Annotated in this window: 27 protein-coding genes; 18 read left to right on the forward strand and 9 right to left on the reverse strand. The window is 44.3% G+C overall.

Annotation, left to right across the window (positions count from 1 at the left end; genetic code table 11):
• Window positions 1-14 precede the first annotated feature (14 nt).
• The 8 genes from mnmE to ACED53_RS08360 all read right to left on the reverse strand — a co-directional run bounded on the left by mnmE (window position 15) and on the right by ACED53_RS08360 (window position 6,351).
• The gene (mnmE, locus tag ACED53_RS08325; RefSeq protein ID WP_029225326.1) at window positions 15-1,376 is read right to left on the reverse strand and encodes a tRNA uridine-5-carboxymethylaminomethyl(34) synthesis GTPase MnmE; all 1,362 of its coding nucleotides are present in this window, start codon (window positions 1,374-1,376) and stop codon (window positions 15-17) included.
• Window positions 1,377-1,505: 129 nt separating this feature from the next.
• Complete coding sequence (gene yidC, locus ACED53_RS08330) at window positions 1,506-3,125, reverse strand: membrane protein insertase YidC (protein WP_009848131.1); 1,620 nt, start codon at window positions 3,123-3,125, stop codon at window positions 1,506-1,508.
• 2 nt (window positions 3,126-3,127) lie between these two features.
• Window positions 3,128-3,385 (reverse strand): membrane protein insertion efficiency factor YidD, encoded by a 258-nt coding sequence (gene yidD / locus ACED53_RS08335; RefSeq protein WP_004735802.1) that lies wholly within the window; start codon window positions 3,383-3,385, stop codon window positions 3,128-3,130.
• Window positions 3,352-3,675 (reverse strand): ribonuclease P protein component, encoded by a 324-nt coding sequence (gene rnpA, locus ACED53_RS08340; RefSeq protein WP_029223763.1) that lies wholly within the window; start codon window positions 3,673-3,675, stop codon window positions 3,352-3,354. The genes yidD and rnpA overlap by 34 nt, the downstream gene beginning before the upstream one ends.
• A gap of 45 nt (window positions 3,676-3,720) precedes the next feature.
• Window positions 3,721-3,855 carry a 50S ribosomal protein L34 gene (rpmH, locus tag ACED53_RS08345; protein ID WP_004735800.1) on the reverse strand — a complete coding sequence of 45 codons (135 nt, stop codon included), beginning with the start codon at window positions 3,853-3,855 and terminating at the stop codon, window positions 3,721-3,723.
• A 206-nt stretch (window positions 3,856-4,061) separates the two neighbouring features.
• Complete coding sequence (locus ACED53_RS08350) at window positions 4,062-4,799, reverse strand: amino acid ABC transporter ATP-binding protein (RefSeq protein WP_009848133.1); 738 nt, start codon at window positions 4,797-4,799, stop codon at window positions 4,062-4,064.
• Entirely contained in the window at window positions 4,796-5,467 is a 672-nt protein-coding gene (locus ACED53_RS08355; protein WP_009848134.1) for an amino acid ABC transporter permease, read from the reverse strand. The genes ACED53_RS08350 and ACED53_RS08355 overlap by 4 nt, the downstream gene beginning before the upstream one ends.
• Before the next feature lie 134 nt (window positions 5,468-5,601).
• The gene (locus tag ACED53_RS08360) at window positions 5,602-6,351 is read right to left on the reverse strand and encodes an amino acid ABC transporter substrate-binding protein (RefSeq protein ID WP_029223762.1); all 750 of its coding nucleotides are present in this window, start codon (window positions 6,349-6,351) and stop codon (window positions 5,602-5,604) included.
• Between the two features lie 309 nt (window positions 6,352-6,660).
• On the opposite strand from ACED53_RS08360, the gene dnaA reads away from it, so the two are divergent.
• The 5 genes from dnaA to ACED53_RS08385 all read left to right on the forward strand — a co-directional run bounded on the left by dnaA (window position 6,661) and on the right by ACED53_RS08385 (window position 13,792).
• Window positions 6,661-8,082 (forward strand): chromosomal replication initiator protein DnaA, encoded by a 1,422-nt coding sequence (dnaA, locus tag ACED53_RS08365; RefSeq protein WP_009848136.1) that lies wholly within the window; start codon window positions 6,661-6,663, stop codon window positions 8,080-8,082.
• An 81-nt stretch (window positions 8,083-8,163) separates the two neighbouring features.
• Window positions 8,164-9,264, forward strand: coding sequence for a DNA polymerase III subunit beta (gene dnaN / locus ACED53_RS08370; protein WP_017099673.1), 1,101 nt, complete (start codon window positions 8,164-8,166; stop codon window positions 9,262-9,264).
• A gap of 74 nt (window positions 9,265-9,338) precedes the next feature.
• The gene (gene recF, locus ACED53_RS08375; protein WP_017099672.1) at window positions 9,339-10,418 is read left to right on the forward strand and encodes a DNA replication/repair protein RecF; all 1,080 of its coding nucleotides are present in this window, start codon (window positions 9,339-9,341) and stop codon (window positions 10,416-10,418) included.
• Window positions 10,419-10,435: 17 nt separating this feature from the next.
• Window positions 10,436-12,853 (forward strand): DNA topoisomerase (ATP-hydrolyzing) subunit B, encoded by a 2,418-nt coding sequence (gene gyrB, locus ACED53_RS08380; RefSeq protein ID WP_017099671.1) that lies wholly within the window; start codon window positions 10,436-10,438, stop codon window positions 12,851-12,853.
• Between the two features lie 504 nt (window positions 12,854-13,357).
• Complete coding sequence (locus tag ACED53_RS08385; protein WP_009848140.1) at window positions 13,358-13,792, forward strand: Hsp20 family protein; 435 nt, start codon at window positions 13,358-13,360, stop codon at window positions 13,790-13,792.
• Between the two features lie 141 nt (window positions 13,793-13,933).
• On the opposite strand, the gene ACED53_RS08390 is transcribed toward ACED53_RS08385, so the two are convergent.
• Entirely contained in the window at window positions 13,934-15,187 is a 1,254-nt protein-coding gene (locus ACED53_RS08390) for a valine--pyruvate transaminase (RefSeq protein WP_017099670.1), read from the reverse strand.
• Between the two features lie 331 nt (window positions 15,188-15,518).
• Here ACED53_RS08390 and ACED53_RS08395 point away from each other — a divergent pair, with 331 nt between their 5' ends.
• From ACED53_RS08395 to ACED53_RS08455, 13 genes are read left to right on the forward strand one after another with little or no spacing between them, the layout of a single operon-like run.
• Complete coding sequence (locus ACED53_RS08395; RefSeq protein ID WP_009848142.1) at window positions 15,519-15,737, forward strand: Flp family type IVb pilin; 219 nt, start codon at window positions 15,519-15,521, stop codon at window positions 15,735-15,737.
• 3 nt (window positions 15,738-15,740) lie between these two features.
• Window positions 15,741-16,178 (forward strand): prepilin peptidase, encoded by a 438-nt coding sequence (locus ACED53_RS08400; RefSeq protein WP_017099669.1) that lies wholly within the window; start codon window positions 15,741-15,743, stop codon window positions 16,176-16,178.
• A gap of 7 nt (window positions 16,179-16,185) precedes the next feature.
• A complete protein-coding gene (locus tag ACED53_RS08405) occupies window positions 16,186-16,974 on the forward strand; it encodes an RcpC/CpaB family pilus assembly protein (RefSeq protein ID WP_017096601.1) in 789 nt (262 codons plus the stop codon).
• 10 nt (window positions 16,975-16,984) lie between these two features.
• A complete protein-coding gene (locus ACED53_RS08410) occupies window positions 16,985-18,304 on the forward strand; it encodes a type II and III secretion system protein family protein (RefSeq protein ID WP_009848145.1) in 1,320 nt (439 codons plus the stop codon).
• Window positions 18,301-18,819: a hypothetical protein gene (locus tag ACED53_RS08415; RefSeq protein WP_017099668.1), complete on the forward strand. Its 519-nt coding sequence runs from the start codon at window positions 18,301-18,303 to the stop codon at window positions 18,817-18,819. Before ACED53_RS08410 ends, ACED53_RS08415 begins: the two co-directional genes overlap by 4 nt.
• A gap of 24 nt (window positions 18,820-18,843) precedes the next feature.
• Window positions 18,844-20,067, forward strand: a complete 1,224-nt coding sequence (locus tag ACED53_RS08420; RefSeq protein WP_017099667.1) for a P-loop NTPase — start codon at window positions 18,844-18,846, stop codon at window positions 20,065-20,067.
• 9 nt (window positions 20,068-20,076) lie between these two features.
• On the forward strand, window positions 20,077-21,360 hold the full coding sequence (locus tag ACED53_RS08425; protein ID WP_017099666.1) for a CpaF family protein: 1,284 nt from the start codon (window positions 20,077-20,079) through the stop codon (window positions 21,358-21,360).
• Between the two features lie 9 nt (window positions 21,361-21,369).
• A complete protein-coding gene (locus ACED53_RS08430; RefSeq protein WP_017099665.1) occupies window positions 21,370-22,290 on the forward strand; it encodes a type II secretion system F family protein in 921 nt (306 codons plus the stop codon).
• Complete coding sequence (locus ACED53_RS08435) at window positions 22,290-23,195, forward strand: type II secretion system F family protein (protein ID WP_017099664.1); 906 nt, start codon at window positions 22,290-22,292, stop codon at window positions 23,193-23,195. The genes ACED53_RS08430 and ACED53_RS08435 overlap by 1 nt, the downstream gene beginning before the upstream one ends.
• Complete coding sequence (locus ACED53_RS08440) at window positions 23,188-23,970, forward strand: lipopolysaccharide assembly protein LapB (protein WP_017099663.1); 783 nt, start codon at window positions 23,188-23,190, stop codon at window positions 23,968-23,970. The genes ACED53_RS08435 and ACED53_RS08440 overlap by 8 nt, the downstream gene beginning before the upstream one ends.
• Window positions 23,960-24,445: a TadE/TadG family type IV pilus assembly protein gene (locus ACED53_RS08445; RefSeq protein ID WP_009848152.1), complete on the forward strand. Its 486-nt coding sequence runs from the start codon at window positions 23,960-23,962 to the stop codon at window positions 24,443-24,445. Before ACED53_RS08440 ends, ACED53_RS08445 begins: the two co-directional genes overlap by 11 nt.
• Window positions 24,420-24,998: a tight adherence pilus pseudopilin TadF gene (gene tadF / locus ACED53_RS08450; protein WP_009848153.1), complete on the forward strand. Its 579-nt coding sequence runs from the start codon at window positions 24,420-24,422 to the stop codon at window positions 24,996-24,998. The genes ACED53_RS08445 and tadF overlap by 26 nt, the downstream gene beginning before the upstream one ends.
• Before the next feature lie 16 nt (window positions 24,999-25,014).
• The gene (locus ACED53_RS08455; RefSeq protein ID WP_017099662.1) at window positions 25,015-26,322 is read left to right on the forward strand and encodes a TadE/TadG family type IV pilus assembly protein; all 1,308 of its coding nucleotides are present in this window, start codon (window positions 25,015-25,017) and stop codon (window positions 26,320-26,322) included.
• Window positions 26,323-26,364 lie beyond the last annotated feature (42 nt).

Below are 26,364 nucleotides of genomic sequence, written 5' to 3' on the forward strand. Positions count from 1 at the left end.
CCGGCCTTTTAAGGTTATTTACCAATACAGAATGAAGAGAAGATGCGACCTAAAAGATCGTCTGAACTGAACTCACCCGTGATCTCATTGAGGTGCTGCTGAGTAATTCGAAGCTCTTCCGCTAAAATCTCACCCGCCATGTAGCCTTCAAGCTGCTGTTGGCCGATATCTAGGTGTTCTGATGCTCGTTCTAGGGCATCTAAGTGACGACGACGTGCCATAAAGCCACCTTCATGACCACCAGCAAAGCCCATACAATCCTTTAGATGACTACGCAGAGCGTCGACACCTTGGCCTGTTTTGGCTGATAAGCGAATCAGGGTTGGATCGTTAACATGACAAATGCCTAACTCTTCACTGGTTTGATCCGCTTTATTACGAATTACCGTCATTCCGATGTTGTCTGGTAGACGATCAACGAAATCTGGCCAGATATCTTTCGGGTCGGTTGCGTCTGTTGTTGTGCCATCAACCATAAATAAAACTCGGTCTGCCTGAGCTATTTCTTCCCAAGCACGTTCAATACCTATCTTTTCTACTTCATCAGAGGCCTCACGTAGGCCTGCGGTATCAATAATATGCAGTGGCATGCCATCAATATGGATATGTTCACGCAGTACATCACGCGTAGTGCCGGCAATATCAGTCACAATGGCAGATTCTTTGCCTGACAATGCATTTAATAGGCTCGATTTACCCGCATTTGGGCGACCTGCAATCACGACTTTCATACCTTCACGCATGATGGCACCTTGATTGGCTTCTTGGCGCACAGCTTCGAGATTGTCCATGATAGCCTGTAAGTCAGCACTTACTTTACCGTCAGCAAGGAAATCAATTTCTTCTTCAGGGAAGTCGATAGCCGCTTCAACGTAGATTCTTAGGTAAATCAGGGAATCTACCAGTGTATTAATACGCTTTGAGAATTCACCTTGCAGGGATTGTAGTGCAGATTTCGCCGCTTCTTCTGAGCTTGCGTCAATCAGGTCAGCAATCGCTTCGGCTTGAGTTAAATCCATCTTGTCGTTTAAGAAGGCACGCTCTGAAAACTCACCTGGACGCGCAGCACGCACGCCTGAGATCGCGAGGATTCGTTTGATTAGCATATCCATCACCACCGGACCGCCGTGGCCTTGCAGCTCTAACACGTCTTCGCCAGTAAACGAATGTGGGTTAGGGAAGAAAAGCGCGATACCTTGGTCGAGTTCGATGCCATCGTGAGATTTAAACGGCAGGTACTCAGCGTAGCGAGGCTTAAGTGTTTTTCCTGTTACTTCTAGGGCAACCTGAGTCGCCAATGGGCCGGAAACGCGGATAATACCGACGCCACCACGGCCTGGCGCGGTCGCTTGAGCAACAATCGTATCTGTAGTCATAGGTGTGCCTGCTAGCATGTGAAAGCCAAAGAGGGCATTCACGATTAATCAATTAGCTGAATTGTAATCAGCTAAAAACAAAAAGGCGACCTTTTGGTCGCCTTTCTTTATCTCTTTCTATTATCGAACTTACTTAGAATGTAAGCCTTTCTTTTCCAGTGCGCGGTAGATAAGCGTTTGCTGAATTAGAGTTACGATGTTCGATACTAGCCAGTAAAGAACCAGACCTGAAGGGAAGAACAGGAAGAAGAATGTGAACATAACCGGCATAAAGGTCATGATCTTCTGCTGCATTGGATCCGTTACAGTTGTCGGGCTCATCTTCTGGATTAGGAACATTGAAGCACCCATCAGAAGTGGCAAGATGTAGTATGGGTCTTGTGCTGAAAGGTCAGTAATCCAACCGAAGAACGGTGAGTGACGCAGTTCAACAGACTCCATTAGTGCCCAGTATAGCGAAATGAAGATAGGCATTTGAAGAAGGATAGGTAAACAGCCACCTAGTGGGTTTACTTTCTCTTTCTTGTAAAGCTCCATCATTTCTTGGCTCATGCGTTGACGGTCGTCGCCAATACGCTCACGCATTGCAGTCAGCTTAGGCTGAAGCATACGCATTTTCGCCATAGACGTGTACTGAGCTTTCGTTAGTGGGTACATAGCACCACGAACGATGAAAGTTAGACAGATGATTGCCAGACCCCAGTTCACAACGATGCCTTGAATGAACGAAAGCAGAGTATGAAGTGGTTTAGCTATGAACCATAACCAACCGTAGTCAACTACTAGGTCTAGGTTTGGTGCAACAGCAGCCATTTGATCTTGAAGTTTAGGACCAACCCAAAGCGTTGCTTTGAAGCTTGCTTCGTCGCCAGTAGCGATGGTTTTGTTCGGCATGCGAACACCGATGTCGCCAAGGTTACCAATTACACGAGTGTAAAGGTTGCTGCCTGCTTCGTCGCGTGGAATCCAAGCACTTGCAAAATAGTGTTGAATCATCGCTGCCCAACCTTGACCGTTTGCTAGGTTAAGAGAAAGGTTGCGATCTTGCATGTCGTCGAAGCTGTATTTTTTGTAACGCGTATCTTCCGTAGAGTAAGCACCACCACGGTAAGTTGGCATTGTTAGGCTACCACCGTCATCCATAACGTTTTGACGTAGGTGAGCGTACATGCCGAATGTTGCGTTATTGCCAGAGTTGTTGACTACATCGTATTCAACGTCAATCGCGTAGCTGCCGCGCTTAAGGACGAATGTTTTTGTGTAATCCAGGCCGTTCGCTTGGTAAGTCATTGGGATGCGTAGTTCATCTTGACCTTCAGCCAACGTGAAGCTGTCTGCTGAAACCGTGTAGCTAGGGCGGTTAGTGCTGCTTAAATCGATACCTTGAGGACCCACTAGACCGCTTTGAGCGATAAATTGGTGACCAGGCTCGTTTTTAAGAAGAACAAAAGTATCTTCAGAATCGAACTCAGCAGAGTAATCGTTTAGGTTTGCTGTAACGACATCACCACCAACCGTATCAATTGACAGAGTCAGAACATCAGTTGTTACTGTGATAGTTTTAGCAGAAGCAACTTGACCAGGAGCCGGGTCTAGATCATCTGCATAAGATGGCGCTGGTAGGGTGCTGCCAGATTGTGCCTGCTCAACCGCTTGTGGAGCTGGGTTCTGAGCTACGTTCCATTGTTGGAACAGTAGGAAAGAAACCAAAGCCAATGCGATTAACAGGATATTACGTTGAGAATCCATCGTTATTTATCTCTGTCTTGTTTTTGGACTGGTGGAACGGGGTCAAAGCCCCCTTCGTTCAAAGGATGGCATTTTAATAGACGTTTGCCTGATAACCAACACCCTTTTACAAAACCGTGAGCTTTCAACGCTTCTATCGCATATAAAGAGCAGGTTGGAGTAAATCGGCAGCGTGGGCCGATGAGTGGACTAATAAACCATCTATAAAAATAGATGGGTATTAGCGCTATCCACGCGAAGGGCGAGACAGGCGAAGCCATAATTTGTCGAGTAGCTTGAACATTTCTTCATTGCTTAAATCTTGCGCGCTCTTCTTAGCGATTACAACATAATCTTTGTTAGGAAGTTTGTGTTGAGTGTTACGAAAGCTTTCACGAGTAAGACGCTTGAATCGATTACGACCCACGGCGGTTTTAATCTGCTTTTTCGGAACGGCTAATCCAAGGCGAGGATTTGAAAGAGAGTTATTTCGGGCAATGATGGTGAAATGAGGGGAGCCTGCTCGATGAGCTTGCTTGAAGACATTCTGATAATGTTCGGGAGTTAACAAGCGTAACTCCCGACCGAAGGCTAGCTTATTCAAAATAATCAAAGATTACTTAGAAAGACGCTTACGGCCTTTTGCACGACGTGCATTGATTGTTGCGCGACCGTTCTTAGTAGCCATGCGAGCACGGAAACCGTGTGTACGCTTACGCTTTAGAACTGTAGGTTGAAAAGTGCGTTTCATTGTAATTACCTTACTGATCAGTAGTTTTAGGTTTTTGTTAAACCCGGCGTGGGCATTTTTTCTCTTCTTTATATAAGAAAGGAAAACCGACGCCTCTCAACAAAGAGGCGGAATTGTAATCACTGTCACAAAAAGTGTCAATGATTGGGTTAACTAAAATTCCGGTCGGGGGATTATACGTAGAATAACTAAAATCACAAGGATCCTTATTCGATCCCGACCTTATTTAAGAATTTCTTTAATTTAGGATCCTGTGGATTACCAAAAATATCCTGTGGAGATCCCTGTTCGACAATGTGGCCATCAGCCATGAAGATCACTCTGTCTGCGACCTCTCTAGCGAACTGCATTTCATGCGTAACCACCAGCATGGTTTGATGCTGATTTGCCAGTTTTTTCATTAAGTTAAGGACTTCACCAACCCACTCAGGATCAAGCGCTGAAGTCGGCTCATCAAACAGTAAAAGCTCTGGTTGTAGAGCCATTGCACGGCCAATACCAACCCGTTGCTGCTGGCCACCAGAGAGCGCGGCTGGGTAGCTATCAGCTTTCTCTCCTAAGCCAATGTCGTCGAGTATTTGTTGTGCTTTTTCATGGGCTTGCTTCTTTTTCCAACCACGAACGGTAATCAAACCTTCAGCTATATTCTGTCTCGCGGTTTGGTGAGCAAATAGTGCATAGTTTTGGAATACAAAACCAGTCTTACGACGCAGTGCAAGCACCTCTGCTTTGGTGTGTTTCTGAGCATCAACCTTAATATCATCAATCGAAATAATACCTTGATCGGCTTGCTCTAGAAAATTCACACAACGCAGCAGGGTAGACTTACCCGTACCACTTGAACCTATGATGACAATTATCTCACCTTGTTTGATTTCTAGGTCGATCCCTTTCAAAACTTCGGTGTCACCAAACTGCTTGTGGATATTTTGTAATTTGATCATCGTACATACGCCTTATTCAGTTTCACTTCGGCCCAAATTTGAATACGAGTGAGGATAACCACTACGCCCCAGTAAATCAGCGCGACTGCTAAGAAAGCCTCGAAGAAGCGGAAACTTGAAGAAGCTTCCATCTGAGCTTTAGCCATGATTTCGGCTACACCTAAGGTGAATGCAAGTGAAGTCGACTTGATCATGTCGATGAAATAGTTCATTAAAGAAGGCAGTGCTACGCGGGTTGCTTGCGGCAAGATCACTCGGCGCATCGCTTGACTGGTTGTCATACCGACTGAGAGGCTGGCTTCCATCTGGCTACGATCAATACCGATAATCGCGGCACGAATACTTTCTGCCATATACGCGGCAAAGTGCAGGGTTAAGCCAATTACAGCGGCGCTGAAAGCATCCAACCCAACCATCCACGGGAATACTTGTGGTAAGCCGTAATAAAGGAGGAAAAGCTGTACCAACAGTGGTGTGCCTCGAAAGAAGCTAATGTACAGCTGGCTCAGTTGGTCGAGTACTGGGATTTTGAATACACGAATATTCGCCAGTATCAGAGACAGGATCAGAGCAAAGAACAAGCCCCAAGTCGCCATCTCCATCGTGGTGCCTAAATACTTCAGTAGTATTGGCAACAGCTCTAGCATGTAATTAAAGTCAAATCCCATAATCTATCTCGTATTAGTATTGGAAGTGTTGTTCTATTTGGAAATACTGTTCTATCAGGCTTTTAATCAGTGCACAAAAGCAAAAAGCCCACCGCCGTGTAAAGCAGTGGGCCTCGAATGGAGATAGTGAGTGATTACTTCTGAGTAATGTCCGCACCAAACCATTTCTGAGAGATACTTTCTAGCGTACCATCTGCGCGCATTGCTGCTAATGCTTGGTTTACTTCTGCTTGCAGTTTTTTACCGTTGTCGTTGTCCACGAAAGGCCAAGCGTTTTCAATGGTTTCGAATGGCTGACCCGCTAGCTGTAATGGTAGCCCCGTCTTCTTGATAAGCTCTAGTGCTGATAGGCGATCCATTACGAATGCATCGGCACGACCAAGAGCGACATCATGCTCAATACCTGTATCGTAGGTTTTAACATTGATCTTGCCATCTTTATCGTAGCTGCGAAGCAGTTGTTCAAAGTTTGAACCTAGGTTTACCGCAACCGTCTTGCCATCAAGGTCTTCGATACCCTTAATGCTGTCATTACCTTTACGAACGGTAATTTGTGCACCGTCTACTACGTATGGATCTGCGAATAGGTATTTCGCTTTACGTGCATCCGTCATTGTAATTTGGTTTGAAATGGTATCGATACGACCCGTTTCAAGAAGACCAAAAAGACCAGAGAAGTTTGCCGTTACGTATTCAACCTTGTAATCGTTACGCTTACCGATCTCATCCCATAAATCCACTTCAAAACCTTGTAGTTGGTCTTGTTTAACGAACGTAAACGGGAAGTAGCGACCAGACATGCCGACTTTAACTTCAGTCGCGGCTTGAACAGTAGCAGCAGAGAGTGCGATAGCCGCAATTGCAGCCTTAATCCAGTTATTCATTTGGTAACTCCTTATATTTATAGGGTTGGATGTTACTGGGAAAATGCTCAATAGAATAAATAACCAGATGTTATTAACCATAACCAGATCGCATTCTCGATTTGGGGATAACTAGCAAGGATCCGGGCATAAGTGGATCATTGTGTGAGTAAATTAGGGGCAAGATGTGTGGATCCACCGATTATTTACAAATTTATTGTGAATAACTTGGATCTTATTCACTGGATCTGTGATCAATTGCTGGTGATCTGACTTATCAACAGGTAAAATTAACGGTCATTTCATATAACTTAAATAGAGTGGGGCACCGTGTCATCTTCGCTTTGGTTGCAATGCTTGCAACAGCTTCAAGAAGAGTTACCAGCTACAGAATTCAGTATGTGGGTACGTCCGTTACAAGCGGAGCTCAATGGTAATACTCTAACTCTATTTGCACCAAACCGATTTGTACTCGATTGGGTGCGCGATAAGTACCTAAATAGCATTAACCGTTTGCTACAAGAATATTGTGGTAATGATATCCCGCATCTTCATTTTGAAATTGGGAACAAACGAGTTACTGCTCCAAAATCTGAGACTATCGCCCCAGCTCGTACCCGTACAGCCGCTGATGTGGCCGCTGAATCGTCAGCACCTGCGCAGTTACAAGCTCGTAAGCCTGTTCACAATATCTGGCGTGATGAAGAGCCTGTAGCGGTTGATCTTAACCACCGTTCAAACGTAAACCCAAAACATAAGTTCAATAACTTTGTTGAGGGTAAATCAAACCAATTGGGTTTGGCGGCGGCACGTCAGGTTTCTGATAATCCAGGAACAGCTTATAACCCGTTGTTTTTATACGGTGGCACCGGTTTAGGTAAGACACACTTGTTGCATGCGGTGGGTAATGCCATTGTTGATAATAAGCCGAATGCGAAAGTGGTTTACATGCATTCTGAGCGTTTTGTTCAGGATATGGTGAAGGCGTTACAAAATAACGCGATTGAAGAATTTAAGCGCTACTACCGTAGTGTTGATGCTTTGCTTATCGATGATATCCAATTTTTCGCGAATAAAGAGCGCTCTCAAGAAGAGTTCTTCCATACCTTTAATGCGCTGCTTGAAGGCAACCAACAGATCATCCTAACCTCTGACCGTTATCCAAAAGAGATCAACGGGGTAGAGGATCGTCTTAAATCTCGCTTCGGCTGGGGTTTGACGGTAGCGATTGAGCCTCCTGAGCTTGAGACTCGTGTTGCGATCTTAATGAAGAAAGCCGAAGACCACCAAATTCACCTTGCGGATGAAGTGGCATTCTTTATTGCTAAGCGTTTACGCTCTAACGTTCGTGAGCTTGAAGGCGCATTGAACCGTGTTATTGCGAATGCAAACTTCACTGGCCGTCCGATCACGATCGATTTCGTGCGTGAAGCACTGCGTGACTTGCTTGCCCTGCAAGAAAAACTCGTCACCATTGATAACATTCAAAAGACAGTCGCTGAATACTACAAAATCAAAGTTGCTGATCTATTATCTAAACGTCGTTCTCGTTCTGTTGCTCGTCCACGCCAACTGGCGATGGCACTGGCTAAAGAGTTAACTAACCACAGCTTGCCTGAGATTGGCGATGCATTCGGTGGCCGTGACCACACGACCGTACTGCATGCTTGTCGTAAGATTGCTCAGTTGCGTGAAGAGAGCCACGACATTAAAGAAGATTATTCGAACTTGATTCGTACCCTTTCTTCTTAATACACAGTATTCTTAACCTTAATAAGCAGAATATTGGCCACGTACTATTACGCAGTGCCATTTAGACCGTAAGAGCAAGATATGAAATTTACCATTGAACGTAGTCACCTGATTAAGCCATTACAACAAGTATCTGGCGCACTCGGTGGCAGGCCAACGCTTCCAATTCTAGGAAATCTACTGATTAAAGTAGAAGATAACGTGTTGTCGATGACAGCAACGGATCTAGAAGTTGAACTGATCAGCCGTGTAACGCTTGAAGGTGATTTCGAAGCGGGCAGCATTACTGTACCTTCACGTAAATTCCTAGATATCTGTCGTGGCTTGCCAGACAACTCAGTGATCACTGTGGTATTGGATGGCGACCGTATTCAGGTTCGTTCTGGTCGTAGCCGCTTCTCATTAGCAACATTACCTGCGGCAGATTTTCCAAACATTGAAGACTGGAGCAGTGAAGTTGAAGTGTCAGTGACACAAGCTGAGCTACGTGGTCTTATCGAGAAAACCCAATTCTCAATGGCGAACCAAGATGTTCGTTATTACCTCAACGGCATGTTGTTTGAGATTGAAGGTTCAATCCTACGAAGTGTCGCAACTGATGGTCACCGTATGGCGGTATCTCAAGCACAATTGGGTGCCGATTTTGCTCAGAAGCAGATCATTGTTCCTCGTAAAGGTGTGCAAGAGTTAGTGAAGCTACTGGATGCACCAGAGCAACCGGTAACGCTGCAAATTGGTAACTCTAATGTGCGTGCTGAAGTGAACAACTATGTATTCACTTCTAAGCTGGTTGATGGTCGTTTCCCTGATTATCGCCGCGTAATGCCGCAAAATACTACCAAGACACTTGAAGCTGGTTGTGATGAATTACGTTCAGCATTTTCTCGTGCGGCGATTCTGTCGAACGAAAAATTCCGTGGTGTTCGCGTTAATCTTGTCGATAGCGAGATGCGCATTACCGCGAACAACCCAGAACAAGAAGAAGCGGAAGAAGTGTTAGATGTTAACTTCGACGGTGACGCGCTAGAGATTGGCTTCAACGTAAGCTACGTATTGGATGTTCTGAACACACTACGTTGTGAGCAAGTTCGAATCTCAATGTCAGACGCCAATGCGAGTGCTCTTATCGAGAACGCACAAGACGACAGCGCGATGTACGTTGTTATGCCTATTCGCTTATAAGCGTTGTTTGTGATGTTTACTGATCAACAACGTTTACCTATCGAGTCGTGATTGAAGATTAATATGAAGACGTTATGCCTTTATCGCGCTTAATCGTTAAGCAGTTTAGAAATATAGAAGCCTGTGACATTCAACCGTCATCAGGCTTTAACTTTCTTATAGGGGCTAACGGGAGCGGAAAAACCAGTGTCCTTGAAGCGGTATATCTGCTCGGACATGGTCGCTCATTTAAGAGTTCACTCACCGGCCGTATCATACAAAACGAGTGCAGTGAGCTGTTTGTACATGGCCGTTTTATGACCTCGGATCAATTTGAGCTGCCAATTGGCATTAATAAGCAGCGCGATGGCACAACAGAGGTTAAAATAAGCGGTCAAACTGGGCAAAAATTGGCTCAGTTAGCTCAGGTTTTACCTTTGCAGTTGATTCACCCGGAAGGGTTTGATTTACTAACCGATGGACCTAAGCATCGCCGCGCATTCATTGATTGGGGAGTCTTCCACAGTGAGTCCGGCTTTTATGATGCATGGGGCAGGGTAAAGCGCCTCAATAAGCAGCGAAACGCCTTATTGAAAACGGCAAAAAACTATCGAGAACTGAGCTATTGGGACCAAGAATTGGCCCGTTTAGCGGAAAGTATCAGCCAGTGGCGTGCCACTTACGTTGAACAGCTTAAAGAAGTCGCCGAAGAAATCTGTGCGACCTTCCTTCCTGAGTTTGAGATAAAGATTAACTATTATCGTGGTTGGGACAAAGACACCCCATATGCCGATATTTTAGAAAAGAATTTTGAAAGGGATCAGCAGCTTGGTTACACCTTTAGTGGGCCAAACAAAGCGGATCTGAAGATAAAAGTGAACGGCACTCCAGTGGAAGATGTCTTGTCACGAGGTCAATTGAAGTTGATGGTGTGCGCGCTGCGAGTAGCACAAGGGCAACACATCACTCAAATGACAGGTAAGCAGTGCATCTATTTGATAGATGACTTTGCTTCCGAATTAGATAGCCAACGCCGAGCACGTCTTGCTGAGTGTTTAAAGGCGACCCAGGCTCAAGTTTTTGTAAGCTCTATTACCGCTGATCAGATTGCAGATATGCATGACGAAAATAGCAGGATGTTTCATGTGGAACATGGCAAAATAGAGCAAGGATAATTAGTCAGAGAGTAACTATGTCAGATAATTACGATTCATCGAGTATTAAAGTACTGAAGGGTCTGGATGCGGTACGTAAGCGTCCTGGAATGTACATTGGCGACACGGATGATGGTACCGGTCTGCACCACATGGTTTTTGAGGTGGTAGATAACTCTATTGATGAAGCGCTAGCTGGTCACTGTAATGACATCATTGTAACTATCCATGAAGATAGCTCAGTGTCTGTAAGCGATGACGGCCGTGGTATTCCAACAGAATTGCACCCAGAAGAAAAAGTATCAGCAGCAGAAGTAATCATGACGGTTCTTCACGCTGGTGGTAAGTTCGATGATAACTCGTACAAGGTATCTGGTGGTCTGCACGGTGTTGGTGTTTCAGTAGTTAACGCACTTTCTAAGCAAGTTACTCTTACTATCCACCGCGGTGGCAAAATCCACACTCAAACCTACAGCCACGGTGAGCCTCAAGCGCCATTAGCGGTTATCGGTGACACGGATAAAACAGGTACAGAGATTCGTTTCTGGCCGAGTGAAGAAACCTTCACTAACATCGAGTTCCATTACGACATTTTAGCTAAGCGTCTACGTGAGCTATCATTCTTGAACTCAGGTGTATCAATTAAGCTAATTGATAAGCGTGAAGAAGACAAAATGGATCACTTCGAATACGAAGGCGGTATCCAAGCGTTTGTTGAACACCTTAATACCAACAAAACACCAATCATCCAAAAGATTTTCCACTTTGATTCAGAGCGTGATGACGGCATTACCGTTGAAGTTGCAATGCAGTGGAACGATGGTTACCAAGAGAACATCTACTGTTTCACCAACAACATCCCTCAACGCGATGGTGGTGCTCACTTAGCGGGTTTCCGTGCTGCACTAACGCGTACCTTGAACAGCTTCATGGATAAAGAAGGTTTCTCGAAGAAAGCGAAGACTTCAACATCAGGTGATGATGCTCGTGAAGGTTTGACTGCGATTGTTTCGGTGAAAGTGCCAGATCCTAAGTTCTCAAGCCAAACGAAAGACAAGCTGGTTTCTTCAGAAGTGAAGTCTGCCGTTGAGTCTACGATGGGTGAGAAGTTATCTGAGTTCCTAATTGAGAACCCAGGTGAAGCGAAAATCGTTTGTTCTAAAATTATCGATGCAGCGCGTGCTCGTGATGCAGCGCGTAAAGCTCGTGAGATGACTCGTCGTAAAGGCGCATTAGATTTAGCGGGTCTTCCAGGTAAACTAGCTGACTGTCAGGAAAAAGATCCTGCACAGTCTGAACTATATATTGTGGAAGGAGACTCTGCTGGCGGATCAGCTAAGCAGGGGCGTAACCGTAAGAACCAAGCAATCCTACCGCTTAAAGGTAAAATCCTTAACGTAGAGAAAGCGCGTTTCGATAAAATGCTGTCTTCTCAAGAAGTCGCAACGCTAATCACAGCCCTTGGTTGTGGTATTGGTCGTGATGAATACAACCCAGATAAACTGCGTTACCATAACATCATCATCATGACCGATGCCGATGTCGATGGTTCTCACATCCGTACTCTGCTACTGACGTTCTTCTACCGTCAAATGCCTGAGCTGATTGAACGTGGTTACATCTACATTGCTCAACCGCCACTTTACAAAGTGAAGAAGGGTAAGCAAGAGCAGTACATCAAAGATGAAGATGCGATGAACCAGTATCAAGTATCTTTGGCTTTAGACAATGCAGAACTGCACGTAAATCCTGAAGCACCTGCGTTTGCCGGTGAAGGCTTAGAGAAGCTTGTTCAGCAATACAATGCAGGCATCAAGCTGGTTGATCGTATGAGCCGCCGCTACCCACGCGCATTGGTTCACGAACTGATTTACGTTCCTCGCCTAACCGCTGAGCAGTGTCATGATGACGCGGTGGTTGAAGCTTGGGGTAAGCAGCTAGTAGAGCAGCTAAACGGTAAAGAAGCGGGTGCAAGCCAATACAGCCTTGAAGTTGAAAAACACGAAGAGCTAGGTTTAAGCGTTCCTAAGATTGTGGTTCGTACTCATGGTGTGACTCATGAACACGTATTGAGCATTGATCTTATTAACTCTAAAGAGTTTGGTAAGTTAGCGGATCTTTCTGAAGCTCTTGAAGGCTTGATTGAAGAAGGTGCTTACATTAAACGTGGTGAGCGTACTCAAGAAGTTTCTAGCTTCGTTGAAGCTCTTAACTGGTTAGTGAAAGAGTCTCGTCGTGGTCTAAGCCTACAACGATACAAAGGTCTAGGTGAGATGAACCCTGATCAACTTTGGGAAACAACAATGGATCCTGAAACTCGTCGTATGATGCAAGTAACGATTGAAGATGCTGTTGGTGCTGATCTGTTGTTTACAACGTTGATGGGTGATCAAGTTGAGCCTCGTCGTAACTTCATTGAAGAGAACGCACTGAAGGTAGCGAACTTAGACGTTTAGTATCTTTGATACTTCGCTCTTTCGCTTAATTTCTGTGTTAGAGGTGCTCACATACATTCGTATGCTCCGCGCCTCTTCCTTGAACTAAAACGAAATAGTTTCGTCTCAAAAACTCAATATCTTATTGAAAAGACTGTCAGAAATGACGGTCTTTTTTTGTTTTTAAGTGATTGAAAAATATTGGATTGGAAAAATAATTGAAAATAAACGCTTGAAACTGATTCGCTCAATCCACATATCTAGTTGTGAAGAGGATGACTGTCTTGCTCTACAAGAGAAGAAACAGAACCTTCATAATCGTTGCTAGAGTATCGCTCAATAGAGGATAACTTTGGCAGCACACAATTTAAAAATTGATTCATTGCCATGTCCCAGTGTTGTCGCCAAACGAGGTGAAACCCGTGGAATGCGAACTGAATCCCTTAGCTGTTTACTGGATCTCTCACAGGTTCGATCTCAGTAAAATTCACGGCTAAGACTATTGCTTACTAAAAGGATAGCATTATGAGAACTGTAGATTTCACTCCACTTTACCGCAACGCAATCGGCTTCGATCGTCTATTCAACATGATGGAAGCGAACACATCGAAGAACTCTTCTGGCGGTTACCCTCCATACAACATCGAGCAAAAAGACGAGAACAACTACCGTATTACTATGGCCGTTGCTGGTTTTGCTGATGACCAATTAGATCTTACTCAGAAAGAGAACATGCTAATTGTTAAAGGTGAGCGTAAAGCAGAAGCAGAGAAAACCTTCGTATACCAAGGTATCGCAGAGCGTGATTTCGAGCGTAAATTCCAACTGGCAGACTACGTAAAAGTGGTGGGCGCAAGCATGGAAAATGGTCTTCTTCACATCGACCTAGAACGCGAAATCCCAGAAGCGATGCAACCACGTAAGATTGCTATTAATGGTAATAGTCTTCTAGAAGGTTAAGCGTTATTAGCTCATTTAAGCTAATAAATCTCGGGAAGTAGAAGTGAAAGAGCACCAGTACCTTGAAGAAGGTCGGTGCTCTTTTTTGTTTGTCCTATCATCGTCATTCCATAGAGGGAGGAGCGACCGAGTAGGGAATCTCTATTTACTTTCGCTGTAAGCCTTTTTCACTTCTTCTGCAATAATATTAATGCCTTTTTGCATCGCCTCATCATCTTGTACGTAGTTCATGCGTAAGCACTGGTGAGCATGATCCCACTCGTCTTCTTGGCCGATAAAGAAGTATTCACCCGGAACAATCAATACGCCACGAGCTTTCAGGCGGTCGTACAGCTCCATGGTGGTAATCGGCAGCTCATCAAACCATAGCCATAAGAAAATAGCGCCTTCAGGCTTGTGGATACGGAAGCGAGGGTCATCGATCGCTTCTTGTAAAAGCTCAACCGCACGTAGAGATTTCTCTTTATAGAAAGGTTTGATTACTTCACTGCTCAAACGCAATAAATCGCCTTTTTCAATCATATGATTGGCAATTGCCGGCCCAACACTGCTCGGCGCTAAGCTGATAATGCCATTCATGTTAGTCAGAGCTTGTGTTACTTCTTCGCTCGCAATCACGATACCGCAACGTACACCCGGTAAACCAAGCTTAGATAAGCTCATGCACAGAATCGTATTTTCATTCCAGAACGGTTCGACATCTTCAAAGATGATGTTTGGAAACGGCAGGCCGTAAGCATTATCGATCAGTAGTGGGATGTTGTTTTCGCGCGCCAGTTTATCCAGTTTACGCACTTCTTCGTCGGTCAGTACGTTACCGGTTGGGTTGGTTGGGCGAGAAGCACAGATAGCGGCAACCGAGTCGTCAACCTTTAGCTGTTCAAAATCAACGTGGTATTTGAACTGCCTGTTTTCAAGCAGTTCGATCTCTGGGTGGTAAGAGATAAAAATATCGTCATCAATGCCCGCATCGCCGTAGCCGATGTATTCCGGTGCGATCGGCAACAAGATTTTCTTGTGAGAACCGTCTGGCTGTTGACCCGCTAATAGGTTGAATAGGTAAAAGAAGCCACTCTGACTGCCATTAGTCAGGCTGATGTTCTTCTCGCTGATGTCCCAACCATAGGTCTCTTTCAGCATTGCCGCTAACGATTTGATGAAGCTGTCTTTGCCCTGCGGACCATCGTAGTTGGCGAGGGCGGCGATGAGTTCTCCACTGGCGAGCATGTCGGCACTGGCTTGGTTAAAGTAATCGAGCATGGCTGGGATCGCGGCTGGGTTACCACCACCGAGCATGATTGCACCAGGAGTGCGCAGGCCATCATTTAAATCATCCATTAAACGAGTGATTCCAGAGTATCGATTAAACTTTTCACCAAACTTTGAGAATTGCATTGCTTCGTATACCTAATTCATTGTGATTATTATTCGTAGATTATGATCAATCTTATGAACCCGAGCGTGGCGGGTTACAGTGGGTAATCTTTGAACATACCGCAATGTTTTTGCGGCGCAAAGCACGAATTGCCCTCACACGAAAAAAACTTCTCTTCTCACCACTCCCGTTTAATCACTTTTTTCACTTTAAACTGAACTCAAACTGAATAGAACGACGGCAAATGTCAGAGCAATGTGAGGAAGGTCACTCTTGGATTGCTCAAAAATAGCGCACTGAATATTATTTCCTCCGAAGAAAAAACAACCTATCTATCTTTTGGAGAAACGAATGTTAACTAATTTATTTGTTAGAACTCAGCTATTTATTCAATCTTTTAATAATGATCAACGTGGTGTTACAGCGATTGAATACGCAATCCTAGGTGTGTGTATGTCAGCAATCGTATTGGCTGTATTTAACGACTCTCTTCGTGAAGCTTTAGAAGGAGCTATCACAACCATCACTAATAATATTGAAGCCGCTAATTCGTCGCCAAGTGTAGGTTAATTAATGCCTCATAAACTGTGGTGGTTAATTCCCTTAGCCACCATGGCTGCAATCGTCAGTTATCAAGATATCCGATACCGAAAAATACCTAATGGAGTGGTGGTAGCTGTTGCTCTCTTGGGTGTTTTTTATATCTGTCAAACCGAAAAGTTTGAGCAGTTTTATAACTTTTTCATAGTGTTAGCCGTCGGCGCAGTTTTATTTCATTTCAATGTTATAGCTGCTGGAGACAGTAAATTATTGGCTGCATTCAGTTTAATGGTATCGCCCAATATGATGTTGTTGGCGGTTAATGTAATTTTATTTGCAGGTGGAACCCTAGCGATTACTCAGTGGGTATTAGGAAAAACAACCGGTAATTCTGAGTGGATAAACAGAGGTGTTCCTTATGGGGTACCTATTTGTATAGGAAGCCTACTAGGTATAGCTGCATCGTTATAGGTGAATCATGAACTCCAAAATCATTCTTGGCTTAGCGTTCCTCGCTATATCTATAGGCCTCTATGGTGTGGTGAATGTACCGATGGATACTTTCCCCGTTCAGCCTGAAGAACCCATTATAGAAGTGACTTTTAAGGTATGGAAACTCACTCACCCGGCAGTGAAAGGTCAGCAGCTGAAGCGTAGCGACTTCGTTATAGAGTACTTGCCTGAAGCTCGTGCAGCGCTATTGGGAATCGATCGAAACATTGAGTTAGATTGGAATGCTCCTCAATTCGCAGTGCATGACATTGCCGCATATGAGCTGGTGGACTCGAATATGTTGACATCTCCCGGAGACAGTCAGTACTTACAGGCGGTGATCCGCCCTGGATTTGTGCCTTATAACGTTACGGTACCGGGAAGAGATGTATTGGGTGGCACCATCGCAGTCGGAGATTTAGTCGACATATCTGTTCTTTCAACGCCGGATCAGAACTTATCAAGTGAGGATACGGTGTCAGATATCCAACATCTCACTATGGTGCCATTACTGGCTCAAATACCGGTTTTGGACATGGTGACGTCAGAAAAAGCAGTGAGCACGTTAACGTTGGAAAAAGAGACTCAGGTGACATTGATCTTACAAGTGACGAATCAACAACTGGCACAACTCACGGTGGCACAGCGGATTGCAGAAGTGGCCGTGCACAAGTCATTGGGTAAGGAATTTTCTGATGATCTAGAAGCTGATTCTTCAGACATCATTCCAAGCAGTGGCGGCACTGGTGGAATTCGTGAATACCGTTTTGAGTAGGGCGTTAACCATGAAAACAACAATGTTGACTTTAGTATTGGTTCTGCTGCTTCCATTCGAGGTTTTGGCTCAAGGCTCGACTAATTTAGCTCAGGGAGAAGCTAAAACCTTTTCGATTCGAGGGGAAATCGCTTCTGTTTTTATCTCAGGGAAGAATATTGCAGATTACCAAGTGATTGATAGTAATAAGGTCGTGGTGTTTGGGAAGAATATCGGATCTGCCTCGTTTATCGCATTTGATGCGAAAGGGCGTGAATTATTTAACCGCTTATTGTTGGTGAATAAAAGTTATCGCGAAATAGAGCAACAAATTGATGTGTTATTTCCCGATGCGGAAGTGTTTGTAGCAGGCATCGGTGAGAACGTTGTTCTGAGTGGTGTCGTCGCTAATGAACAGGAAAAGGATAACATTCACCAGTTGGTGGGTGAGCTTTTGGGGAAAACAGCGAACTCAACCTCTTTTCAAATGAGTGATGAAGAGAGTGACGACATTGATGTGGGTTTTATGACTCAACTTAATTACGCAGGCGTCGTGAATAATATCGAAATATCAGCGACTAAGCAGGTGAACGTTAAGTTGACCATTGCAGAGGTATCGCACTCTTTTATGCAAGACTTCGGCATCAAGATGGGCAGCAATGGTACGCCCGGCATATTTGTGGATCAACTTACTCATTTTAGTGCTAGCGATATTGTCTCTGTTATTTCAGCTTTAGGTACCGATAGCGTTGGTCAAGTTCTAGCTGAACCTAATTTGTCGGTGATTTCAGGTGAGAAAGCGAGTTTCTTAGTGGGTGGAGAACTGCCCGTTGTGACGGTTATAGATGGTGCAACCAACGTTGAATATAAGGAATTCGGTGTGCGACTGGAATTACTGGCTAAGGTGCTTCGAGATGACAAAATTAAGCTAGCACTGACACCAGAGGTTAGCTCCCTAGATGGTAGTTACAGCAGTGACAACTTTGATTTACCAGCATTAAGAACACGACGCGCCCAGACAACCGTGGAACTGGGGGATGGACAAAGCTTCGTTCTTGGTGGGTTGCTTAACAGTGAAGAGAAAGAGTCACTGACTCGAATTCCCTACATTGGTGATATACCTATTATCGGTGCTTTGTTTCGCCATACAGGAACCGAACGTAGTAAAACTGAGTTAGTCATTGTAGCGACCGTTAATTTAGTTCAACCAGTCAAAGCGGAGCAGATCCAATTACCGACGATGAAAAAGACTAGCACGCTCAAGCGCTTTTTTGGACTAGGCAGTGGCTATGAACAATCACAACAAAAGTGGGCTGATGAAGTTTTGTCTGCTGGAGGGTTTAGCCAATGAAATCATTGATGGTTACTTTGTTTACCGCCGTCATTGTTACAGGGTGTGTTGACCGTATATCGGAGCCTCGCGGAACGGAAGTTGAAGTTTTTCCTGTGACTTATCAACTTAAACTTCGCTCTGACCAACCCCTGTTGGTGACCAGAAAAGTGAGTGAGTTTATCTTGGGTTACCCTAAAAATGTAAAGGTGGCGCAATGGAAAATACGTACCAAAGGGAACGGGAATCAGGCGCTTTATAAAGAGGTTGTGATCCAGTTAATCCAAGCTGGTGTGATGTCGAGTCAGATTGAATACAGTCAAATAGGTTATAGCCCAAATGAGCATAACTCAAACGCATCAGATCCGTTACCACTAGAGAGTCGCTTTGACTTAAGTCTTTCAGTCACAACATATAAGACCAAACTAGAAATTTGCCGCCAGGAACGGGTCGGCGAGTATGGGAATGGAAGCTTAGGGTGCAATGTGGACACGAGCCGTTGGCAGTCAATGGTCAACCCGCACAAAGCAATCTAATTACTAACTGTTAGAGAATTTCAGATGTTTGATTTAGTGAATAAACTAAACAGTGCGGAACCTAAAAAATCGGAGAAACAGAATCGTTGTGCGATGCTTTTCCAAACCGAGATATGCCGCGACTTCATCCAAAAATCGTTCAGATTTGAAGGGTTGATTGAGCCTAGCTCGTTCGCCAGCCAAGACACAAATGTGACTAGATTAGAGCAATACCCAGATGTTGAAGTGGTATTTGTTGAATTAAATCAAAGCCAAGATATTGTCGCTGATGCTCAGTTATTGACTCATACCTTACCTCCTCATGTGTCAGTGATCATTATTGGCAGTGAAGATACCATATCCATCATTCGAGCCTTAAGACAGTTGGGTTTCTATTACTTGTTTTGGCCAGCGGGTGAAGCGGAAACGATCGATTTTTATCACAACGTTTCCCGTAACCACGCAGCACAACAAGGCGTGAGTACAAATCGTAAAGCCAAGCAAATAGCAGTCATGGGCGTGAAAGGTGGGGTCGGTACTTCACTTGTAGCGTGTGAGATATCTCGCCGTTTGGCCAAGCATCAAAATGCGAGTACTTTGCTAGTCGACTATACCTACACTGGCAGCAATATTGACGTGATGTTAGGGCTTAAGAAGTTTACTAAGCGCAGTGTTCAAAAAGGCACCCTTACTACAGGAGTGGATAATGATATCGCGACAAGCTTGGTACAAAATATTGAAAAAAATTTGTCACTTCTTGCGGTGGAATCAGATGAGTTTGGCCGTGATGAGTTATTCCAATACACCCAGTCTTTAAAGAAGCAGATGATTTCAAGTCATGCTTTTGTCGTGGAAGACTATTCTCACACTGCGACAACCAATGAAGAGTTTAGACAAGCGGTGGGGAAACTAGATGCTTTAGTCTTGGTATTTGATGCAACAGTATCGTCATTAAGAGAGCTGAATCGAATTCGTTCTGAAATCGACGTGCATTATCCCAACCTTGTCGTACTGACGGTAATGAACCGCTCTCGACCACATAACGCAGCGTCAATTAGTGAGGCGGATGTAGTTAAGTATTTTGGTCGAGAGGCAGACGCGAATTTAGTGTTTGATTTCAAAGCTAATCAATACCTACTTCAAGGTGAGTTGCTTAGTGAATCACGTTCTGAAATGAAATACGGACTGCAAACGTTAGTTGCCTTATTGATGGGAGAGAAAGTTGCGGAAAAAACAGCATTTTCATTCTTCCAGTGGTTAAAACGGTAAGGGGACGATATGGAACATGCACAGCGCATTTATTTACAACTGCGTAAGCAGATATTTGATGCACTTGATGCCAGTGTTATTGAAAGCTTACCGCGTCTAGAGTTAGAAGCTCAGTTAGCTAGCGCAGTTGATATGCTAGTGAGTCGAGATCAGTTATCTATTTCATCACTGGCAAAATCAGAATATGTCACCAGCATGGTACATGAGTTAGTTGGCCTCGGGCCTTTGCAGGTGTTGATGGATGATGACTCGATCACCGACATCATGATCAATGGCCCACAACAGGTTTATATTGAGCGTCATGGCTTAGTCGAGAAAGCACCTGTTCGATTTATCGATGAGAAGCAGTTGCTTGATATTGCTAAGCGCATCGCTAGTCGTGTTGGGCGCAGGGTCGATGAGTCTTCTCCTACTTGTGATGCCCGGTTAGATGATGGTAGCCGTGTGAATATTGTTATTCCTCCTATCACATTGGAAGGGACGTCAATCTCGATTCGTAAGTTTCAAAAACAAAGTATTGGTTTTGAAGAATTAGTTGAATTTGGGTCTCTTACTTCCGAGATGGCAGGTTTACTTCAATTAGCTGCACGTTGCCGACTCAATATTCTTGTATCTGGTGGCACGGGATCGGGAAAAACAACGTTACTTAATGCTTTATCACAGCATATATCAGAGGGTGAACGAACCGTCACTATTGAAGATACCGCTGAGTTAAGGCTTCAGCAGTCACATGTTGTTCGAATGGAAACTCGTCATGAGGGCATTGAAGGGACGGGGGCTATTACCGCTCGAGATTTAGTGATTAATTCACTGCGAATGCGCCCAGACCGAATTATTGTGGGTGAATGCCGTGGTGGTGAAGCGTTTGAAATGCTGCAAGCCATGAATACTGGGCACGATGGTTCAATGTCTACGTTGCACGCCAATACACCACGAGATGCTTTGGCTCGTGTCGAATCAATGGTGATGATGGCGACCAATAATTTGCCCTTAGAAGCGATCCGCCGCTCAATTGTAAGCGCGGTCGATTTAGTCGTTCAGGTCAGCCGATTGCATGATGGTTCTCGAAAGATCATGAATATCACTGAAGTGGTCGGTATTGAGGGAAGCAACGTGGTGTTAGAAGAGTTGTTCTCTTTCCAAACTTCACCTCACAGCCCTGATAGTCGCATTCGAGGTAGTTATGTGACATCTGGTGTTATGGCTCGTTCTGCGCTTTATGAAAAAGCCCGTTTCTTTGGTGTAGAGCAGAAGTTAACTCAAGTGATTGAGTCTATGACACTCAATCAATAGGAGTGAGATATGTATTGGTTGATTATTTTGGGTGGGGCAATACTCATGATTGTCGCGCTTAAGCCGAATAGAGCTCCCTCTGTTGATGAGTATTTATCACAGCAAGCGAAAGGTAATCTGAAAAGCGATCTGAGTTTTACGCAACAAGCGGTTAATTTTGCCAGTTTTTCTGATCGTAACTTCAAACAGAAACTTCATGTGCGTTGGGATAACTTACAGCGCCAACTTGGAAAAATGGCATTAGGTAAGGTCGTCATTTTTTCTGTTGTAGCACTGCTTGCGATCGGCACTCTTAATCAAATGTCACTGCGCTTACCTTGGTTCGAAATTTTGCCTTTGACTCTCATTACCGCTTGGTTTTTGGGTTATCTCCATTTACAGAAACGAGAGAAAAAACGCTTTGAAGAAACCTTCCCTGATGCGTTGAACATGCTGGCAAGTTCCCTTAGTGCGGGTGAAAGCATAGGGCGAGGCATTGGGTATGTAGGGAAGAAACTTGAAGGTGAGGTAGGTAAAGAGTTTAAGCTGATGAGCGAGCGCCTCAATTTAGGCGAGCCGATTGATGATGTGTTTCGTAAATCTTGTCGTCGCTTTCCGTATCCGTCGTTTCATTTTTTTGTCATTACCTTGCGAGCTAACATGCAAAGAGGGGGGCAATTAAAAGAGGTGATGTCACGTCTGAATCGACAAATGTTCGAAGCGAGAGCTGTAGAAAGAAAAAAGTTTGCTCTTACTTCAGAGGCTCGTATCTCCGCAAAAATTGTAGGAGCAACACCATTCTTCTTTCTGTTTATTTTGCAGTTTCTTAGTCCTGAAAATTTTGAGTTCGTAATGCACCACCCAGAAGGGAGACCGATTCTTTACTACCTCATCACAAGTGAAAGTATCGGCATGCTGATCATCTGGGCGTTAATGAAAAAGGTGAAGTAATGGCTTCTTCAATAAACTTCTCGAACGTTGGGTTATTTTTCGCCTGGGCCGGCGTAGCATTTGGCTTGTTGCTCATATTTTATTGGTTAGTCGTGTGTACTCAGAAAAAACACCGTATCGCAGCCTTAGCGAAACATCATCGATTGGCCGATCAGTCAAAAGAGGCAGAAATAAAACTGAATCGTTGGTTGACGCCCATGTCGACTATTTTCGTCACCTCCGAAAGTGATATTGCAGTGCGCTTTGCTAATGCAGGCGTGAGTGACATCCGGTGGGCTCAATGGTTTATGCCACTGAAGTACAGTGCGTTGTTTATCGGGCAAGTGGTTGTTGCAGGCGTGTGTTGGTTTATTGAGGTTTCGTCTGAATCATGGATCGCGATAGCTGCGGGGTGGGCTATGGTGGTTATTGTGATGCCTGACCTAGTCTTGAGCTCGATGGCTAAAAACCGTCAACGTCGAATCTCTCGTCAAATGCCGTATCTGATTGACCTAATGGCGATTTGCGTCCAAACCGGCATGACAATCGAAGCATCAATGAAATACCTCTCCATTGAAATGAAAAGCTTTGATAAAGAGCTTTCTAGCTTGTTGGAGGTGACAAACCAACGGGCTCGTTTGGTCGGAATGGAAAATGCCTTAGAGGAGTTGTATCGCAAGGTTCCATCACCAGAAGTTCGTAGTTTTGTGATGACGCTGACGCAGAGCATTCAACATGGATCCTCGATTTATAACGTGTTAACGACGTTGGCAGGCGATATTCGAGAAGTGCAAATGCTAGAGCTGGAAGAAGAAATAGGGAAGTTAGCTGCCAAGATGTCGATTCCACTGATCGTGTTTATCTTGATCCCAATTGTATTCGTAATTGCCGCTCCGGGGGTAATGAGGATGATGCTTAATGTTTAAGAAAATAATCGCGCTAACGTTAGTTTTAATGTTGGCGGCATGCAGTTCAACTCAAGCGAGTTGGCAGAAAGATAAGTCAAAAGAGGCTATCTATCAAAAAACACATAATTACGTTCAGTTAACCCGTTTGTATAAAAATCAGCTGCAGCAATACGACGCTGATGAAGTGAGAGAAAAACTCTCGAATACATATTTAGCTATGGGCGATGCTGAGTCGGCTCTGTTTTACATTGCCCCTGTTACTCAAAAACCACAACCCAGTGTGAACAGTTTATTGATGCAAGCGAAAGCATACGGTGAATTAGGTCAGTACCCAGCAGCGATCAGTAGTGCTAAACAAGTATTAGTGGAAAATGCTACACATGCGGCAGCCGAGAATTTACTGGGAACGTTTTATGGTTACAGCTATCAGTTTGATCTATCTCGTCGGTATTTTGAACGCGCGCGCGAGCATTTTTATGACTCGGTATCAGTGAATAATAATTTGGCTGTGCTCGATATTACGCAAGAGCATTATCAAGCAGCTATGGAGCGTTTATTACCATTGTATAAGCGCGGTCAGATGAACGAACAGATGATGGCAAACTTGACGTTGAGTATGGCTAAGTTGGGCCACTACCCGTTTGTCGAAAGTGTGTTGAGTGAAAGATACAGCAAGCACCAAATCCAAAAAATTTATCAGGCGTTGCGCCACCACACTCCTTATTCATTAGAGAGCCAAACGCTGGCAGTCAGTGGTCTTTCGTTATCGGAGGAGGCGGGTAATGCGATATAAGCAAAAGGGTGTCGCGAGTATAGAGTTTGCGGTGGGCTTTTTTGCTTTTTGGTTGATGTGTATGGCGTGGGTTGAGATGAGCTATATCTCGTACATTTCGGCGATCAACGACTTGGCGGTTTCAGAGGTGGCTCGCACAGCTAAAAAGGGCTCAGGAAATTATCTCGATACGGTAGATAAGGTTTTGCACCGAGAAGGCAGTATCTGGAATCAGGTTGTTAATGGCGACAATTTTCAAGTCACGATTCACTACTCTAAAAACCTGAGTGAGTTAGCTAGTATTACAGACCAATGCAGTATTTCTGGTAGTCAAAAATTTAAAGAGTGTGGTGATGCTGATAACGCAGCGCTTGCCATTTATCGAATTAACTACCGTTTTTCACCTATCTTTAGCTACTTCTTCACGACTCAGAATTTAATGAGCAGAGAGATGATTGTTGTGCAGGAATATGAAAGGTCAAAATTTGAAATTTAGAACCCTAAAGCATGGGAATTTGAAGAGTAAGCAGCAGGGGGTTTTTAGTATTGAGTTTGCCATGGTCGCTGTATTTTTCAGCTTATTGATTGCTTTCAGTGGTGACGTGATCATCAAGCTTTCATTGAAAGGAAAACTCGATCGACTCTCTTATTCACTGGTCAATGTACTTAAAGAGAGAACCCAACTTTATGATACTGATTATCAGCTTACAACTAAAGAAGTCGATGATATCGATATCATTGCTCAGCATTCCTTACTGCGTACCTTTGGTCATTTTGAACGGGAACACTATGGGTTGTTGGTGGAAGAGTTGAGCTTCAAACAAGTGGGTACACCCAACCCCGCGATCAGTGAAAAACGCGGTGTTGTTGCCTGCAGAATAAAGCAAACCATTGATTCATTAGAGTCCATGACGGTAGTGACTAACCGAGGTCGAGAAATGCCCCTGTACCGAGTGACGGTTTGTTATGAATCGGATAATTGGATTGGTGGTATTTTGGGGCGTGAGTTTACTCACGTGATGTCTGATTCTGTCGTGATCGGCAGGTAGAGCGAAGAGAAAGGTTATGAAACACGCTATGCGTAAGCAGTCTGGCCATGCAGCTATGCTGTTTGCCATTATGATCCCAGCTTTGTTTGGAGTGTTTATGCTTGGTTCTGATGGTGCCCGCGCATTACAAACCAAAGCTCGATTAGAGGAAGCTTCAGAAGCGGCTGTTCTAGCGGTATCAGCAAAAGATGAGCAAGACCACCAATTGGCGGAGCGCTATATTCAGCATTATCTATATGACATGGACTCGATCCTAGATATTGAAGTTAAGAAGCTAGGGTGTGATGAGATACCTGAATGTATTGCTGCTACGGAAAGAGGCGAAGCACGCTACTTTGAATATCGTGTTGCGGGTCAAACACTGCACAAGTCCTGGTTTCCTGGTAACGATGTGATTTCTGGCTTTGGTGATAGCTTCAATGTGACGGGATCATCGAAAGCACGACGCTATCAAAGCCAGCCGATAGACATTACTTTTATCGTCGATTTTTCAGAATCTATGAATGACTCGTGGAGTGGTGGTCGGCATTCTAAGCTAAATGATCTGAAAGACATTATTGAAGATGTGGCTGATGAACTCGGCGCGTATAACGATCTATATCCAGAGCACCCTCATCGGGTTGCACTTACCGGTTTTAATCGCCGAACCATCAATAAAGATAAGAATGATAACTTAGTGGTTCGCGATCAGCGGGTAGTTTCAAGAGAAGGTGAATACGATAAAGACGATACGGTGAATTTTAACAAAACGATAGCTCAACAATTTATCGTTAAAGGAGAAGCCTCGCGTGTGCCTAATGGCGATGATGATGCACGGTTCTACGACCTCTATTTTACCACCGACTTTTCATCCTTCACTAAAAAGGTCAAGAAATTCAAAGCTGGGGGAGGCACTGCTTCACTGCAAGGCATTATTCGTGCAGGGCAAATTGTGACTTCAATGTCGAAGAACCAAAAGCAGCTGATCATTATTCTGTCTGATGGGGAAGATTGGAATCACTACGCAGGGCAAACCAATAAGCTTGTGTCGAAAGGTATGTGTAGCAACATTCTCAACATGGTCAACGGCGGCAAAGTTTCGGCAGATAATACGCATGATGACATAGAGGTAATTGGCGGGGTAAGCCAAGGAATGATGACACCTGATGGTGAACGAATGAACGCGCGCATGGCTGTGATTGGTTTCGATTATGAACTTAATAAAAACGTGGGTCTGCGTAATTGCGTTGGCCGAAATAATGTTTATAAGGCTGAAAACAAGGAAGACATTCTCAATAAAATTTTGGGATTAATTACGGAAGAAGTGGGTCACTTAGCGCAATAGAGATATGTGACATCCTTTTTATTAACTGAATATTATTAAGAG

This window comes from Vibrio sp. 1F169, assembly GCF_041439605.1.
GTDB lineage: Bacteria > Pseudomonadota > Gammaproteobacteria > Enterobacterales > Vibrionaceae > Vibrio > Vibrio tasmaniensis_A.

Excerpts from the sequence above, each read along its gene's own strand:
- ACED53_RS08390 (WP_017099670.1), bottom strand. The coding sequence starts at position 15,187 with ATGCAATTCTCAAAGTTTGGTGAAAAGTTTAATCGATACTCTGGAATC.
- mnmE (WP_029225326.1), bottom strand. The coding sequence starts at position 1,376 with ATGACTACAGATACGATTGTTGCTCAAGCGACCGCGCCAGGCCGTGGT.
- yidC (WP_009848131.1), bottom strand. The coding sequence starts at position 3,125 with ATGGATTCTCAACGTAATATCCTGTTAATCGCATTGGCTTTGGTTTCT.
- rpmH (WP_004735800.1), bottom strand. The coding sequence starts at position 3,855 with ATGAAACGCACTTTTCAACCTACAGTTCTAAAGCGTAAGCGTACACAC.
- ACED53_RS08455 (WP_017099662.1), top strand. The coding sequence starts at position 25,015 with ATGAAACACGCTATGCGTAAGCAGTCTGGCCATGCAGCTATGCTGTTT.
- recF (WP_017099672.1), top strand. The coding sequence starts at position 9,339 with ATGCCTTTATCGCGCTTAATCGTTAAGCAGTTTAGAAATATAGAAGCC.
- ACED53_RS08445 (WP_009848152.1), top strand. The coding sequence starts at position 23,960 with ATGCGATATAAGCAAAAGGGTGTCGCGAGTATAGAGTTTGCGGTGGGC.
- ACED53_RS08350 (WP_009848133.1), bottom strand. The coding sequence starts at position 4,799 with ATGATCAAATTACAAAATATCCACAAGCAGTTTGGTGACACCGAAGTT.
- ACED53_RS08440 (WP_017099663.1), top strand. The coding sequence starts at position 23,188 with ATGTTTAAGAAAATAATCGCGCTAACGTTAGTTTTAATGTTGGCGGCA.
- ACED53_RS08400 (WP_017099669.1), top strand. The coding sequence starts at position 15,741 with ATGCCTCATAAACTGTGGTGGTTAATTCCCTTAGCCACCATGGCTGCA.
- yidD (WP_004735802.1), bottom strand. The coding sequence starts at position 3,385 with ATGGCTTCGCCTGTCTCGCCCTTCGCGTGGATAGCGCTAATACCCATC.
- ACED53_RS08360 (WP_029223762.1), bottom strand. The coding sequence starts at position 6,351 with ATGAATAACTGGATTAAGGCTGCAATTGCGGCTATCGCACTCTCTGCT.
- dnaN (WP_017099673.1), top strand. The coding sequence starts at position 8,164 with ATGAAATTTACCATTGAACGTAGTCACCTGATTAAGCCATTACAACAA.
- ACED53_RS08430 (WP_017099665.1), top strand. The coding sequence starts at position 21,370 with ATGTATTGGTTGATTATTTTGGGTGGGGCAATACTCATGATTGTCGCG.
- ACED53_RS08435 (WP_017099664.1), top strand. The coding sequence starts at position 22,290 with ATGGCTTCTTCAATAAACTTCTCGAACGTTGGGTTATTTTTCGCCTGG.
- ACED53_RS08355 (WP_009848134.1), bottom strand. The coding sequence starts at position 5,467 with ATGGGATTTGACTTTAATTACATGCTAGAGCTGTTGCCAATACTACTG.
- gyrB (WP_017099671.1), top strand. The coding sequence starts at position 10,436 with ATGTCAGATAATTACGATTCATCGAGTATTAAAGTACTGAAGGGTCTG.
- ACED53_RS08395 (WP_009848142.1), top strand. The coding sequence starts at position 15,519 with ATGTTAACTAATTTATTTGTTAGAACTCAGCTATTTATTCAATCTTTT.
- ACED53_RS08415 (WP_017099668.1), top strand. The coding sequence starts at position 18,301 with ATGAAATCATTGATGGTTACTTTGTTTACCGCCGTCATTGTTACAGGG.
- ACED53_RS08405 (WP_017096601.1), top strand. The coding sequence starts at position 16,186 with ATGAACTCCAAAATCATTCTTGGCTTAGCGTTCCTCGCTATATCTATA.
- ACED53_RS08385 (WP_009848140.1), top strand. The coding sequence starts at position 13,358 with ATGAGAACTGTAGATTTCACTCCACTTTACCGCAACGCAATCGGCTTC.
- ACED53_RS08425 (WP_017099666.1), top strand. The coding sequence starts at position 20,077 with ATGGAACATGCACAGCGCATTTATTTACAACTGCGTAAGCAGATATTT.
- tadF (WP_009848153.1), top strand. The coding sequence starts at position 24,420 with ATGAAAGGTCAAAATTTGAAATTTAGAACCCTAAAGCATGGGAATTTG.
- ACED53_RS08420 (WP_017099667.1), top strand. The coding sequence starts at position 18,844 with ATGTTTGATTTAGTGAATAAACTAAACAGTGCGGAACCTAAAAAATCG.
- ACED53_RS08410 (WP_009848145.1), top strand. The coding sequence starts at position 16,985 with ATGAAAACAACAATGTTGACTTTAGTATTGGTTCTGCTGCTTCCATTC.